Source organism: Paenibacillus crassostreae (assembly GCF_001857945.1).
In the GTDB taxonomy this organism is placed as follows: Bacteria; Bacillota; Bacilli; order Paenibacillales; family Paenibacillaceae; genus Paenibacillus_AQ; species Paenibacillus_AQ crassostreae.
This window is the reverse complement of the sequence record NZ_CP017770.1, coordinates 16,532-31,187: the sequence shown is the minus strand read 5'-3', so window position 1 is coordinate 31,187 and position 14,656 is coordinate 16,532. Positions and strand designations below refer to the sequence as shown.

Below are 14,656 nucleotides of genomic sequence, written 5' to 3'. Positions count from 1 at the left end.
TTTATTTATTTGCCTTGCATGACTTTCCTATAACGTTTGGCATTCCTGACGTTCAAGCAGCTTAAGTGACCGTAGGGAACGGGTCGTCAGACTTAGCTGGTTGAATGTGTCTCCTGATTAATCTTCTCGAAAATCCTTCTAAGCGATCAAGAGCGAATGCCCGCAGTAGGAATGCCGTGTTATCCGATGTTGGACATTCCTCGTATTCTGTTACACTCCAAATTTCCTTCCGTGCTCGAACTTGCTCTTAAAACTTATCTTATGTATTCATTCTCGACTGAATCAAAGAACACCTCAATAACACTTACCATCTCTTCTTGATTACTTCTCTGAAACCCGTTCATGTTCCTGCTTCATTGCCCATCTCGCAGTTTCCTAGACACCGACAATCCTTACCATTCTTAATCTGCATTCAAATCTAATTTGGTTTTAAGCTCTACTGCTAGGTCCCCATACTTTAATAAATACCGTTCTTGATTCTTTACTTTCAGGCACCTCTCGCTTTTATGTCAGAAAAAAAATATGTTTTAGACTGAAAAATAGAGTGTTAAGACCGGGAAATAAAGTTGTAGACTGAGAAAATAAAGTACTAGACTGTCGAGGGCATTAAACTAACGGGCAGTTTAGCTATAAGACTTTCAAATTTGAGCGCACATCCGGAAACTTCACCGTTGGTTCATGAAGGGATAAAATGTCACCACCATTCGGGTTGGCTTCGTCTTAACCCACCGATGTTTACATCAGATCGCGACCGACATCCAGAAACAGAGGGATCGTGCGCTTTTATTGTTGCGAAAATCGTCTGCAATAAATAAACGCTGCAAACAATGCAAAGTCTGCTTGACATAAAATGCAAAGTAAACTATCCTATAGATGCAAAGTAAACGTTGCAAGGGAGTGGTCACTTGAAGACAAGAATTGCGGAACTGCGTAAGCAGCACAAGCTGTCCCAGGAAGAGCTGGGGCTGATCGTAGGCGTTACCCGGCAAACTATCACCTCCCTTGAAACGGGAAAATATGCGGCTTCCCTTGTTCTTGCCTACAAGATTGCTAAGCATTTTGGACTCGCCATTGAAGATGTTTTTGATTTCAGCGAATTGGAGGAATTGTAATGGACAATTACAAGGTTCAAGTCAAAACTCGCAAGAACGCACTGTCACTGGTAGCTGCTGCCACGCTATTGATCTATGTGGGACTTGTGTTTTACCGCGGTGGTCTGCCCGAATTGCCCAGTTTTATAAAGGGATTTCACACAGGTGCTTTTATCGGCGCTGAATTGTGCTTCGTTTTTTTTATCGCCAAGTACATTAAAGCCAACAAAAATGACGCAGGGCTGAAGAAGTTGTACATCGAGGAGAACGACGAGCGGAGTGGACTGATTATCCACAGTGCCAGCTCACTCAGCATAGTCATGATTCTCGTAGGTCTGGTTATTGCTTCCGTGATTGCGGGTTTCTTCAATCCCTTGATATTCTACACCTTACTGGCTACCCTACTATTTGTTTTGATCGTATTTTTTGCGCTGTGGAAGTATTACTCGAAAAAACATTAAAGGTTAAATCAAAGCGGAAATCGCAAGAACAATCACCGTCGTGCCGTAAAGCTAGATTTGGTGGTTTTACACACTAATCTATCTCTATAGTTTTTTATTCCCCTTGATTGTATTTAAAGCATATTCTGAATAACTGTTAATGATAGAGTATCAACATTTGCAGTCAGTGATAGGAGAACATGATTAAACTAAGGGGACACGATAGTTCAATGAAACAGCGACAGTCTAGGACTTTATTTTCGCGTCCTTTGCTATAGCTGTTTCAATTTCTAGGGTCAGTCTAATACTTTATTTTCTGCTGACATTTCAAAAACATGTTCTTAATCCTCTACTTTCAGGCATCTCTCGTTTCAATTGAAAGGTATTTCATATCTAATTGCATTTCATGTCTTTATTCGCCAAGCACGCTGATCCTAGATCCCTCGAAACCTGAATTTCTTCATGTCTCTTCCCGTTTAAGATGGTAATCTCAACTATCGGCCAAAAATTTCTTTAACTCGTAGTACACTTCGGTCCAATGTTGGATAACGTTTGGCATTCCTGACGTTTATTTCCTTTAGATAGCTCTTATCTTAGGGAAATAAATGTATTGCCTGAATTCACTTCTCTGAAATCCCTCTTGGCGATCAAGGGCGAATGCCCGCAGTAGGAATGTGGTGTTAGCTGATGTCGACCACTTCTTGAGTAATCCCACAAATATTCAGTGTCTTTCCTATGCTTTTAATCAAATCTTTTATTGAATCTTATTCTTCTGTATGATCTGATTCAGCAATACTCGAATTCCATAATACGTTATTAGCATAAACAAGAATCCACTAATACCCATCAGCACCGTTATCCTGTTACTTCTGTTTACTGTCCCAAAAGAGACTTCATTTTGTAAATAATCAGTTTCCTTATAGCTGTCAACTATCTCGGGTATATAATTCTTTGTTAAAAACATACCTCGAACTATTTCCCATCCAAGAAACACTAGAACAATTAGGATTGAGACTATTATTGATTCGATTAATAATCTTTTATTAACCTTCATTAGTGCCCCCCGATCAAAATAATTTCTAATTATTGAGTTCTTATAGTAGTTCTTGTTATTAAACCCTTTGGTCGATTTCAACTAACGTTCCTGTATTCTCGACGTCCCACCGACTTAAGCGACCAACGGGAGCGGCCGCGATGCGGTTAGTCGGTGCGGATGTGTCCGCTGAATCCCCCCCCTGCCAATCACTTCTCGCGGACCGAGGGTCGTCAGGCCCGAAGCGTAAATATATTGTTGAACTAAACCGCTACGCGGTAGCTTTTTAAATCCTACAATCCTTACTGCCATTTTACCACGCCTTCCTTTATTATCTAGTAAAAAAAGGAAGGTGTGTTATCTATGCAAGATTGGATTCAATCCATGACAATTTCAATGGAGTTACGTGGATTTGCCAAAAGCACTCAAAGAATGTATTTAGCTCATATGAAACGTTTCTATTTATTTTGTGGTAAGCCTCCTGCATCCGTTGGGTACGATGAAGTTCGAGCTTTTCTTCATCATGCCATTAAAACGAAGAAACTCAGTTCTGCCTACGTGAATTCTGCTTATGGCGCCATCAAGTTTTTTTACCAATCTGTGCTTTTTCGCGAATGGAATATGCTGCATATTCCGAGAGTGAAGAAGAAATTTTTTCTCCCCACCATACTGACGTTCCAAGAAGTTTGCCAGATCCTCGATGCTACCCGCAATCTCAAGCACAAAACCATTTACTCGGCAGGTCTTCGCGTGAGCGAAGTGGCTCATCTGCAATTGACAGACATTCATAGTTCAGACATGCGCCTTTTGGTTCGTCAAACCAAAGGGGGTAAGGATCGTTACTCCATTTTATCCAACCATAATCTTCTGCTACTTCGTCAATATTGGAAGGCTTATCGCTCTTCCCCTTGGCTTTTCCCAGGTGTCCCGGATACGAAGCCCATTTCAGTGCGGAGTATTCAGTCTATTTTTAAGGATTCATTGCATGCTTCTGGGATCTCCAAGGATGTATCCGTGCACACCTTGCGTCACTGTTTTGCAACCCACCTATTAAATCGCGGTTCTAGTATTCTGCAAATCAAAGAATTTCTTGGTCATGCAGATATTCAAACAACTACCATGTATCTTCATCTTACTCACGCCCAGGTGGCATCAAGGCCATTCAGTCTATCCAAACTTGTAGAACTGCAGCATTGGGTGGGCATGTCGACCAATGTCATTCTTGCGAAGATTTGAAGGCGTCCTACAACTCCTGCCGCAATCGTAATTGTCCCAAATGTGGCAATTTTAAAAAAGAGAAATGGATTCTAGATCGAACTTCTGAGCTCTTGCCTGTTCCTTATTTCCACACTGTTTTTACTGTTCCTCACACGTTGAATCCTTTATTTCTAGCTAACCCTAAGCTCATGCACACCATTCTTTTTAAAGGACCCTAAGTTTCTTGGTGCACAAATCGGAGTGACTATGGTATTGCATACATGGGGTCAAAATTTGTCTATTCATCCTCATGTCCGTTGCATTGTACCCGGCGGTGGTCTTTCGCCTTCTGGCTGTACGTTTATGCGCTCGAAAAAAAAGTTCTTTATTCCCGTGAGAATCCTCTCTAGGGTGTTTCGAGGTAAATTTCTTTGTTTTTTGAAAAAGGCTTATGCGGATCAGAAGTTGAGATTTACTGGATCCTCACTACCCTACGCTGAAGAATCTTCATTTTCCACTTTATTAAATTCACTCTATGAACCGGATTGGGTCGTCTACTGTAAGAAACCGTTTAAAAGTTCCTTTCACGTCGTCAAATATTTAAGTCGCTATACGTACAAGACCGCGATTTACAATAATCGGATCCAATCCATGGATGATCGGACAGTCACTTTTCATTATCGGGATTACAAAGATGACGGGAAAGTGAAGCCACTGACACTGGATGCGATGGAGTTTATGCGGAGATTCATGATGCATGTGCTACCTTCTGGTTTTCAGAAAATTAGATATTATGGCTTTCTCAGCAACGCCAATCGAAAAACCAAACTACTGAAGTGTTTGCGTCTGACTCGTACGCCGATTAAACCCAAAGTAAAGCTAAATGCGAAAGAACTTATCTTGAAATTAACCGGTGTAGATATTTCGATTTGTCCCTCTTGTGGAGGAACTTGGTGTCAGATATTGATGTTGAATCCGGGTGTTGGGTAAGCGCGATGAATAGCATACATTTCACTACGATGCCTGATCTGGGGAGGGGGGAGGTATGTATTTATCCGTAAATGAACACGCTGACCTTAGAAATTCGAAAGTGAATTCTCTTATATTGTGCTACATTACTGGATGGAAGTAAATAACAAAACCCATAGGTTAGCAAATATTCGCGGCATCGTTCAACATGGATTTGCGCAATTGCCGCGGAGCTTTTCTGCTCATATGATATCTTTATTGAATGCCTTCATACTGTGTTTATGAAGGTTTTTTTTCGGGCAACTGCGCAACCAATCCAGAGTGTTATGTGATGGATTGGACCGCTACTTCGAATAAAGACAGGACGTCGGCCCACAAGGATCATTCAATTATTTATTCTTTTGTATTCACAGATTCTATTTGTTTTTTATGATGTTCATCATGTTCAATAAATTCTTGAATGATATAAAGTAAACTATATGGGGTTCCTGTATTTGGACAGTTACTTACGCCATTGGCTGTGGTATGACTATTCACTATTTCGAGATTTTCAATTAATAAACTATGCAATTGAGTTCTGGTTTCTTTAAACTCATCTACTATCTGGATTTTCGTTTTATTTTTCACATATTCATACCGAGTTTATTATGAGAATCAAAATCAGGGAATTCTATCCCTTTCCCTTCTTTCACAGCGCGAACTACGTTAGAGATTAAGTATTGATCCCAATTCAATAGATGACCAATAATTTCAGAAATTGTCGCTTTTCCTTCAGCATATGATTGGTTCCAGGTTAGATCATTGAATTCATAATCTTTCCAAAAATATGTGTATGCTTCTATAACCTTTAATGGCTCGTTTGACATCATTGTCATCCCCCTTAAATAGTAATAATTTCATTTTACCACATATATAGAAACGTATGTTCCGTTTTTTCTTCAGACACAGGACGTGTCGATCGCGCTACTTGCAAAAGTGCTACCCCCAGTAACATTAAGGAGGTTATATGAATACACCTGTTCTGTAATAGCAAATACATGCTTCAATTACCGTTGAAATTGCAACAAAAAGAGGGACTATCATGTTAAAAGACCTGAATGTGCTACAAAAAACAACTATTTTTAAAGGATTATCTTCCGATGAGATCCAGATTGCCCTGTCATGCCTGGATGTACAGTACAAGGTGATGAAAAAAATGAGTATGAATGAAGAACATTTCGGAGAATTTATCGGGACACTTTATTTGAATAAGGATGACTATAATGGGGATCGTCAAATTCTAACTATTTTGAAGCCGGGGAATATGTTCGGTGAACAATCGTTACATACGTCTCGAGCTGGTGATGCCTATAACTACAACATTTATGCAGCTGAGGATAGTGAGGTTTTGTTTCTGTATACGAAGTGTATTATGAGTAACGATCAGCCGATCTTTGCCCTTAGGGGAAAAATGATTGAGAATCTGTTCACTCTGATGATCAATAACAAGCACAACCTTCATCATAAGCTTAACATTGTCTCTCACCGCACCTTGCGTCAGCGTGTTCTTCACTATTTAGAGATGCAATCGGGTATGACGGGAACAGACTCCTTCTTCATCCCCTTCTCACGAACTGAACTCGTCGACTATCTGAATGTAGACCGAAGTGCCTTGTCCAGAGAATTAGCCACAATGAAAAAGAATGGATTAATAGAGTTCACGAGAAACCACTTTACCCTGCTCAAGTAAAATCCCTTTCAACTTGAATTGCATCTCTTTTTTCTATATGACGGGTTGTAATATGAAGTGCGACAGATAACGTTTGTTGTCTGAGCTTTCTTCTTTGATTATATATAGCTTTAAGTCTAATTAATTATTCTTCTAATTCGTTGATCGTATTATAGTCCATAGATTTCTTTATTCTCTTCAATAAAATGTTGAATATCATTGTTATCTATATCAATTATAATACCGCCTGGTTTTTCGTAAGTGAAAGAGCCCCTCTGAGAAAGTACAGTTGCCCTGTACTCAAAAGGAGCTGTTTCTAAATCCATTTTACCACCATATTTTATTATCCTTTCTTGAGTTGAGAGTTCGACCTGTACAACTGGCGAATTACGAGTCGCAGCGCATAAGGAATAATAAATAATATAAACAGAATCCGAAACATCTGGTAAGCAACTACAACAGAAACATCCGCACCTACTGTACTCGCTGTAACCCCCATTTCGGTCATTCCGCCCGGGGATGTACTCAGAAAAGCAGTGAGCATCGAGATCGGATGAACCTTGCTAAATATGAAGGATAAGCCAAGCGAAAAAGCAACAAGAGCTGTACTTCCTGCGATGGAATAAGGTAGCAGTCGTTTCCAATTGTGCAGACTGTTCAGCTTCATGCCTACCCCTAGATATATCCCTAAGCTCCATTGTGCTAAGAGACTAAATATAGATGGTAAATGTGGCGGTTCAAATCCACTTATATTTAGAAGGCCGACAATTATGATAGGTCCAAGAAAATAGGGAGTCGGAAGATGTAGCTTCACACCGCCCCAGGCTGCAAATAGCACCGCACATAGGATTAGTAATGTAAATATAGGTCTTGCAGCAGCTTCAATTATCCCCATCTGCAGCGAGGCCCATATCGTACTCTCTGCAAAAGTTTGATCTCCGCCTGGAGATCCATTCTTCAGACTGTGAATGGCAAGAAAAGGTACGATAAAGATAACCGTCAATAAACGTATAGTTTGCATGAATACAACAACAGCAGTATCCACATCTTCAATTTCTTCGCTCATCATGACCATCTGGGACATGCCTCCCGGAATGTTACCCATAATACAGCTCATCAGGCTAACCCCGGTTTTCATCGAGGTTACAAAAGCAATGCCCAGACTGAATAAGATAGTTAATAATGTAGCGACGAGCATAGAAGGAAATTGAAGGGAAATTTGTCTGGCGCTCTCTACTGTAAAAGAGAGCCCCAGACCGTACCCAATCGTCAGCAAACCGATATTGCGAAGGCTACTGCTCCATGTCAATCTGCGCCCGGTCAACCCTTGCCATACGAGGCTGGCTGTCATAGGACCAAGCATCCAGCTGATCGGCAACCCAAGAAATGTAAATATAAGACCTCCAACAAAAGTAACAAGAATCGTTTCCAGGATACGATACATCTGACTCCCTCTTTTCCACACCCCTTGTATCAGGTTCCAAACTTAAAGACGAACCCCAGGCGTTAACCCACCTTCCAGCGCATACGGATTCGGATTAAAAGATGGCGATATTCCCTTATCTACCGGGAATCTATCTACTATCTCCATGTCTATCATCAACTTTACCAATCCATCATCCAGTGTATCTATCAATCCAGCATCGATTCCTCGGAATCTAAGAAATTGTTTATTCATTTCTAATTTATCCATAAAGAACGGCCTCCTTGTTAAAATTAAATGTTGCTTCACAATAAGCACCAATACTTAACAAAAGCTCCTCGGATAACGCCCTGCCTACAATTTGCATACCAACGGGAAGACCATTACCCGCCAGCCCGCAGGGGACGGTTAACGCTGGAACTCCTGCCATCGTAAACGGCGAATTAAAGCGGGAGTCACCCGTTCCTTCTCCCTTAGGAGCCGTTGTTGGTGCGGAAGGAACAATCATAACATGCACCTGTTCAAATAATTCATGGATGGCCTGAATATATAATGTTCTGATCTCTTGAGCTTTTAAATAAGTTGTAGTGGGAATAATTCTAGCAACGGCCAATCGTTCTTGCAAATACGGACTGTACTTTTGATAAACTTCGTTAAAGGTCTCCTCATGGTGAGAGGCCGCTTCCGAATGAATAATGATAGAGTGCGCTGCGATAGCCGCTTCAAAGATTTCAGGCAAATCTATTTCAATAATCTGTGCCCCCGCTCGGAGAGTGCCTGTATCCCTGCTTTTACGGAAAGACCTACATCTTCCTCAATATCATCAAAGAAATAACGGGTTGGAACTCCTATCTTGATTCCACTCAGGTCTTTTAACTCCGTAATTTGATGATCGATTTTGGGGATATCCAGAGATATTCGATCCTGCTCATCATATCCGGACAGGACATGCAACAGAAGCGCCTGTTCTTTAACCGTACGGGTCATTGCCCCGATATGATCCAGCGTCCAGCTCACCGGAAGAACTCCAGCTCGGCTTAATCTTCCCAGCGTGGCTTTCATACTTACCAAGCCGCAAAATGCAGTCGGTCTTATTAATGACCCTCCTGTTTGTGTTCCTAGAGCAAAGGCAGACATTCCGGAGGCTACTGCCGCCGAGGAACCTGAACTGGATCCACCCGAAGTATGATTAATATTCCATGGATTTCTGGTTTTCATAGTAATGGCGTAAGCGAATTCGGTCGTTGTTGATTTGCCCAGCAAGATAGCATCCTCTTGTTCCAGTAAAGAAATCGATGTCGCATTAAAATCAGGCACATAATCTTCCACTACCTTTGATCCGGCGGTTGTTTTGATCCCGGCTGTACAAAAAACATCTTTAGCCGCGAAGGGAATCCCCGCAAGTAAACCAACCTTCTCCCCCATCATGATTTTCTTTTCCACCAATTCTGCTTTTTGCAGTGCCTCAGTACCGGTTACAGTTACCCAGGCCTGAAGGCTGGGCTCATGCTCCTCTATTTTCTCAAGAAAATGTTTCGTTATTTCAACAGGTGAGATTTGTTTACTTTTCACTAACTGGACCAGCCCAGGAATATCGTAATCCTTCATTAGTTGTCCCATCATATTAACACCCTTCCTTCATTAGCTGAGTTGCATGGGTTGAAAGGTATTCCATAGCTTGATCCACCGATAATAGATCTGCATATTTCATCCACATATCCAGCAGGCTTACACGATGCGACAGTTCTATCCGGTCAAACACACATTCGTATAACACAGCCACTTTATAATTCAGGGAGGCTGCATCCACCACAGCCGCTCTTACACAACCCGATGTAACACCACCACACACGATCAAGGTATCTACCTGGAGCCGCGTTAAATAGTTGACCAGCGGTGTACCGACAAAACCACTCGCATACCCCTTATCAATGACAAAATCAGTTGGAGCTAATTCCACCTCTGCAACCAGATCCGTATGAGGATGTCCCTCCGCATATTGGGATCGACCCACTGTTGACTTCGAAGCAAAGTTATCGAACTGCATATATTTCGAGGTTTGACGAGTAAAAATAACAGGCAACTCTAGCTCACGGAACAACTTTAGAACAGGTTCCGCTTTTTCTAGGGCAGTCCAGGCTACCTCTCCCGCACCTGTTGGATATTCATCTATTTGCTCCAAAATGGGTTTCCGATCCCCCATATAGTTAGGCTGTGGATCCACAACCAATAATGCAGGCCGGCAGCCAAGTCCTCTCGATTTGCCGAAACCACCTCTTTCGATGACTTCCTGATCATTTTCAAGCAGTAGATCTTTCCAAATGGTTTCAATATTCATGGTTATCTCCCCTTTGTTGGATGGATAGTTGCCTGGATCGTGCCTATTATCATTTCCTCTCGTTTTTCATCACGGAGAAAGGAGATCGCAATGGCCAGCAATGTCAATATAGTCATCACTGCAAATGCCAGTTGGAACCCGTTGGAGATGAGGGACATATCAGCTTCTGTTACCCGTGCATTGACACCTTGATAGATCGAATCCTTCAGAAAGGGTGGCAATACACTGGTAACCAGCATTAAGGAAAACGCAGTACTGATGACGGTGCCCATATTCTGTAACATGGAGCGTAATCCGTTAGCCATACCCCTTTTTTCCACCGGTACAGTCAGCATGATGGATTTAGTATTGGGTGTCATAAACACGCCGGAGCCGAAACCTACCAGAAATTGTCCAATTCCGATCCAGACCGTTGAAGCCTCTGCGTGGGTATGTATAGTCAAAAGCAACATCCCTATGGCTGAAATAGACAAACCGACCGTAGAGAGCAACTTCGTGCTGTACTTCCCACTAAGAAAACCAACGATCGGCGAGGCAATAATCATGCCCACGGTTACGGGTAATACATGAATAGCTACAGTAAAAGTATTCTCCTTATAAATGACCTGATAAAATAATGCGATTAGAAGGACCACCGAAGATCGTGCGAGAGAGTTCAAAAAGGTGGACAGATTGGCCATCGCAAACGTCCGATCCCGAAACAGGGTGAAATCGATGGACGGGTATTTCACCCTCTGTTCCCACCATATGAAGTAAGCGCCAAACAGAACGAACATACTTCCGCCAACAATAACCGGGATCGTGTTCCACCCGATAATGCCACCTATGGAGAAGGCAAACACCAAGCCGCCAAGTCCAAAGAGAATACATAGATTTCCGATGACATCAATTTTCTCACCTCGCAGTTTGCCTGGAACCGGACGCAGGATAATGAAAGCCCAAATGATGCCTATTAGTCCAATCGGGACATTAAACCAAAATATCCAGCGCCAATCTAGCATATAGATTAAATATCCACCCACCACAGGTCCAAGCAACTGTGCAGCTGAGGCCACAAGCACATTGATTCCAAGGGCTGTACCTAAATCCTTTTGTTTGAATGCATCCGTAATTAAAGGGGTCGTATTGGTTATGACCAGGGCCCCGCCAGCTGCCTGAATGATACGTAAAATAATCAAAGTCCATACATTAGGCGACAATCCGCATAACAAGCTCACAATAGTGAACAGAATCAGTCCGGTCAAATAAAGTGTCCGACGACCATAAATATCGGACAGTTTCCCGAAGACTAAAATAAGTACGGAGGTAAAGAGCATATAGGACAATAAAATCCAGTTGGACTCTAGTGCATCTGCTTTGAAATGAGCCGTTAACTCAGGTAATGCCACATTAAGTGAGCTTAGATTCAAAGTAACAAGCAGCACTCCCAGACTCGTCACCGATAGCAAATGTATGGGATAGGACTTGTTATTCATTTGCAACTACTCCGATCTTGTATCTCAGGAGACCGAGACCTTATAGACCTCATGACAGGAGACCTGGTGTTTATTCTGGTATTCTTTTAATCCCGGTTTCTGCTGCAGGCATAATTCTGTGGCCAGTGGGCAGCGGGAGTGAAAAGCACAGCCTGATGGCGGATTGGCCGGGCTTGGCAATTCACCTGATAACACTTTTATTGTCCTTTTCGATTCAAAGACCGGATCTGGCATGGGAACTGCGGCCAATAAGGCTTGTGTATAGGGGTGAACGGGATTTAGGAACACCTCTTCCGCCGGACCATATTCCACAATTTCACCTAAGTACATCACGGCAATTGTATCGGAAATATATCGTACTGTTGATAGATCATGAGAAATGAACACGAAGCTCAAACCCATTTCATCCTTAAGATCACAGAGTAAATTAATAATTTGCGCCCGAACCGAAACATCCAGTGCAGATGTTGGTTCATCGGCTACAACTACAGAAGGGTTGAGGGCGAGCGCTCGTGCTACACCTATTCGCTGCCGCTGGCCTCCGCTTAACTGACTTGGATAGCGCTCCAGAAATGATTCCTCCAGACCCACTTTCCCAATAAGCTCTCTAACCCTTTCTTTCCGTTCATTTTTTGTCCCGATATTCTTCACTACAAGAGGTTCGGCAATAATATCCGCAATTTTCATTTTCGGGTTAAAGGAAGAATTGGGATCTTGAAACACAATTTGAACATTCCCATTTACTTCGATATCGCCTGATGTAGGCTTGTCCAATCCGAGCAGCAATCTCGCTGTTGTACTTTTGCCACAGCCGCTTTCCCCGACAATACCAATGGTTTCTCCTCTTTTTAAAGAGATATTAATACCATTTACCGCTTTGATCGATGTCCCTTTACGCCAAGGCAGCAAGGATGCTTTGTCGAAATTTTTCTGCAAATTTTTTACCGAAAGGACATTCTCCGACAAGCCTGTGAGATAGTCTTCTTTGCTTTTTTTATTTACAGTACCTGACTTTTCTACTTGTCTACCAAGCAATGAGATCACTTGATTGCCATCTTGATCCATCAATCCGTGTTCCATCCAGCAGGCAGCTGACTGCATCCCCCCACGTGATGCAAGTTCTGGCATATCTTCAGAACAACGAGAGGAGGCCGCCGGACAACGATCTTTAAAGGAACAACCAACAATGGGTAAACTCATATCAGGTGGAAAACCATTGATTTGCAGTAATCTCTCCTGCCGTGTTCCACTCACCTTTGGAATGGTCATTAACAAGCTCTGCGTATATGGATGTTTGGGATGTGCAAACAACTCCTCTACAGTAGCAATCTCAACGATTTGTCCGGCATACATTACAGCTACTTTTTGAGCAAAACGTGCCACTAACCCAAGATCATGAGTAATAAAAATCATGGCTGTCCCAATCGTATCTGTCAGCTCCTTGAGCAGCTCTACGATTTGCGCTTGAATGGTCACATCCAGAGCCGTCGTCGGCTCATCTGCGAGGATCAGCTTGGGATTACATGACAAGGCCATAGCAATCATGACCCGCTGCCGCATCCCTCCACTCATTTCAAAAGGATAAGCATCAATCCGTTTATCCGGATCAGGGATACCCACCCTCCTCAACCAACTGACCGCAATGGAGCGTGCCTCTTTCTCCCCAACCTTCAAGTGATTGCGAATGGGTCTGACCATTTGATCTGAAATCCGCATAACAGGGTCCAGAGAGGCCATCGGATCTTGAAATACAGTTCCAATCTTGCTACCACGGATTTGATTTAGTTGTTTTTCGTTCATCCCTACCAGTTCCGTCCCATCGAGACGTACGCTCCCACCAACAACTTGGCCGGGATAAGCTAATAATTGTATCAGTGACATAGCCATGGCGCTTTTTCCCGATCCACTCTCACCCACGATGGCTAAACGTTCTCCACGTTCCAGAGTAAAGGAAACCCCGTTCACAGCTTTAACAGCACCGTTATCCGTTAAAAAGTGAGTTTGTAGCCGCTCTACTTCCAGCAGTGATGTTGTAGAATTCTCTCGATTTGACACAAGCGTCTCCTCCTCTTAAACGTCCAGATTCAGTTACTTTCTGGAGCGTGGTTCCAGTGCTTCACGTATTCCATCAGACAGGAAATACAAACTGATAGTAATGGCCAATATAACCAGACCAGGCAAGGTAGAAATCCACCACGCTTGCTGCAAATACATTTGTCCTTCCTGAATCAAATTGCCTAATGAAGGGGTTGGAGGCATAATTCCTAACCCCAGAAAACTCAAGCTTGCTTCTACCAGAATGGCATTTTCTGCTGAAATACTGGTTGCAACCAACATAGATGAAATCGTATTCGGAATAATATGTTTGGACATCAACCAGAATTGGCTCGCTTGCACAGATCGGGCAGCATCGATAAATGTCCTGGATTTCAGACTAATGACTAGGGAGCGCTGCAGCCTTATAAATCTTGGAACATCCGCAAAAGAAATAGCGATGACTACGGGTATCCAGCCTGCCCCCATAATCGATACAAGCCCTATCGCAAGGAGTAATGAAGGAAAAGCCAAGAAGATATCGACTACACTCATTATTACTCGATCGACCGTTTTGCCGAAAAAACCAGCTATTGTACCTAGCAGAACCCCAACAATCAATGCTATAAATGCAACGCTAAAACCTACAAGAAGAGATATTTTGATGCCTGCCAATGTACGACTAAGAACATCACGGCCCAGTTTATCGGTACCAAATGGATGGTCCAATGAAGGGGTCTGCAAGCTGGAAGACACGTTGGTCACCAAGGGCTCCGGTATAGGTAATATCGGGGCTAGAGCAGTCAGCAGCACGATAGGCAGCAATATCCCTAATCCCCACTTTGCCTTTTTATTGGTCCTGATAATGTTAAATCCAGGAATTTGGAAGCTCGGAAATTTTCTAGTTACATTCCTCATATTGGGCAGAACCGCTTCTGGCTTACTCAC

General features: G+C 42.7%; 13 protein-coding genes and 2 pseudogenes. 5 read left to right on the top strand and 10 right to left on the bottom strand.

Annotated elements, in window-relative coordinates; all coding sequences use genetic code 11:
* Positions 1-905: 905 nt before the first annotated feature.
* Both LPB68_RS00175 and LPB68_RS00170 read left to right on the top strand, forming a co-directional pair.
* Complete coding sequence (locus tag LPB68_RS00175; protein WP_068655201.1) at positions 906-1,112, top strand: helix-turn-helix transcriptional regulator; 207 nt, start codon at positions 906-908, stop codon at positions 1,110-1,112.
* Entirely contained in the window at positions 1,112-1,552 is a 441-nt protein-coding gene (locus LPB68_RS00170; protein ID WP_068655203.1) for a hypothetical protein, read from the top strand. The genes LPB68_RS00175 and LPB68_RS00170 overlap by 1 nt, the downstream gene beginning before the upstream one ends.
* A 733-nt stretch (positions 1,553-2,285) precedes the next feature.
* On the opposite strand, the gene LPB68_RS00165 is transcribed toward LPB68_RS00170, so the two are convergent.
* Positions 2,286-2,585: a hypothetical protein gene (locus tag LPB68_RS00165; protein WP_068655205.1), complete on the bottom strand. Its 300-nt coding sequence runs from the start codon at positions 2,583-2,585 to the stop codon at positions 2,286-2,288.
* A gap of 342 nt (positions 2,586-2,927) precedes the next feature.
* Between LPB68_RS00165 and LPB68_RS22085 the strand changes: the two genes are divergently transcribed.
* Both LPB68_RS22085 and LPB68_RS22545 read left to right on the top strand, forming a co-directional pair.
* On the top strand, positions 2,928-3,800 hold the full coding sequence (locus tag LPB68_RS22085; RefSeq protein ID WP_082865577.1) for a tyrosine-type recombinase/integrase: 873 nt from the start codon (positions 2,928-2,930) through the stop codon (positions 3,798-3,800).
* A pseudogene (locus tag LPB68_RS22545) lies at positions 3,713-4,751 on the top strand (IS91 family transposase); the annotation flags it as partial. The gene LPB68_RS22085 and the pseudogene LPB68_RS22545, both read left to right, overlap by 88 nt.
* A gap of 602 nt (positions 4,752-5,353) precedes the next feature.
* On the opposite strand, the gene LPB68_RS22075 reads toward LPB68_RS22545, so the two are convergent.
* The gene (locus tag LPB68_RS22075) at positions 5,354-5,599 is read right to left on the bottom strand and encodes a hypothetical protein (protein ID WP_157756148.1); all 246 of its coding nucleotides are present in this window, start codon (positions 5,597-5,599) and stop codon (positions 5,354-5,356) included.
* 212 nt (positions 5,600-5,811) lie between these two features.
* Here LPB68_RS22075 and LPB68_RS00150 point away from each other — a divergent pair, with 212 nt between their 5' ends.
* The gene (locus tag LPB68_RS00150) at positions 5,812-6,459 is read left to right on the top strand and encodes a Crp/Fnr family transcriptional regulator (RefSeq protein WP_068655207.1); all 648 of its coding nucleotides are present in this window, start codon (positions 5,812-5,814) and stop codon (positions 6,457-6,459) included.
* A gap of 149 nt (positions 6,460-6,608) precedes the next feature.
* On the opposite strand, the gene LPB68_RS22540 is transcribed toward LPB68_RS00150, so the two are convergent.
* The 8 genes and pseudogenes from LPB68_RS22540 to LPB68_RS00110 form a co-directional block, all read right to left on the bottom strand.
* Complete coding sequence (locus tag LPB68_RS22540; protein WP_157756149.1) at positions 6,609-6,764, bottom strand: hypothetical protein; 156 nt, start codon at positions 6,762-6,764, stop codon at positions 6,609-6,611.
* Positions 6,765-6,781: 17 nt separating this feature from the next.
* Positions 6,782-7,882 carry an AbrB family transcriptional regulator gene (locus LPB68_RS00145; RefSeq protein ID WP_068655209.1) on the bottom strand — a complete coding sequence of 367 codons (1,101 nt, stop codon included), beginning with the start codon at positions 7,880-7,882 and terminating at the stop codon, positions 6,782-6,784.
* A gap of 42 nt (positions 7,883-7,924) precedes the next feature.
* The gene (locus tag LPB68_RS00140) at positions 7,925-8,131 is read right to left on the bottom strand and encodes a hypothetical protein (protein ID WP_068655211.1); all 207 of its coding nucleotides are present in this window, start codon (positions 8,129-8,131) and stop codon (positions 7,925-7,927) included.
* Positions 8,124-9,469: pseudogene (locus tag LPB68_RS23220) on the bottom strand (amidase). Before LPB68_RS23220 ends, LPB68_RS00140 begins: the two are co-directional and overlap by 8 nt.
* A gap of 16 nt (positions 9,470-9,485) precedes the next feature.
* Positions 9,486-10,199 carry a cysteine hydrolase family protein gene (locus LPB68_RS00125; protein ID WP_068655215.1) on the bottom strand — a complete coding sequence of 238 codons (714 nt, stop codon included), beginning with the start codon at positions 10,197-10,199 and terminating at the stop codon, positions 9,486-9,488.
* A gap of 2 nt (positions 10,200-10,201) precedes the next feature.
* The gene (locus LPB68_RS00120; protein WP_068655217.1) at positions 10,202-11,674 is read right to left on the bottom strand and encodes an MFS transporter; all 1,473 of its coding nucleotides are present in this window, start codon (positions 11,672-11,674) and stop codon (positions 10,202-10,204) included.
* 24 nt (positions 11,675-11,698) lie between these two features.
* On the bottom strand, positions 11,699-13,729 hold the full coding sequence (locus LPB68_RS00115) for an ABC transporter ATP-binding protein (RefSeq protein WP_068655218.1): 2,031 nt from the start codon (positions 13,727-13,729) through the stop codon (positions 11,699-11,701).
* Between the two features lie 33 nt (positions 13,730-13,762).
* Entirely contained in the window at positions 13,763-14,656 is an 894-nt protein-coding gene (locus LPB68_RS00110) for an ABC transporter permease (protein ID WP_157756150.1), read from the bottom strand.